Here is a 296-nt window from a genome sequence, read left to right as displayed (position 1 = left end):
CAATGTGCAGGCCCCTGACTACGCACATCACTGTGCGATTTTTTTAAATCTGAATTAACAGGTACGTTTTGTCTTGTTTAGTTTTCAAAGATCATTTTGTTTGTTCGCTTTGTTAAAGCAACTTTATTAGTATACAACGCTACTTTATCAAAGTCAACAACTTTTTTGTTTTTTTGGTGGAGCCTAGCGGGATCGAACCGCTGACCTCCTGCGTGCAAAGCAGGCGCTCTCCCAGCTGAGCTAAGGCCCCATAAAAATGGTCGGGAAGACAGGATTCGAACCTGCGACCCCATGGT

General features: G+C 43.9%; 1 tRNA gene. It reads right to left on the bottom strand.

The annotated features are described in order from the left end of the window. Window positions 1-174: 174 nt before the first annotated feature. Window positions 175-250: transfer RNA gene (locus AAGG74_RS23505), tRNA-Ala, on the bottom strand. Window positions 251-296 lie beyond the last annotated feature (46 nt).

Origin of the sequence: Bacillus mexicanus (assembly GCF_050445615.1) — a bacterium.
Lineage (GTDB): Bacteria > Bacillota > Bacilli > Bacillales > Bacillaceae > Bacillus > Bacillus mexicanus.
Note: the sequence above shows the minus strand (reverse complement) of the source record. Positions and strands in the feature narration are given on the sequence as shown.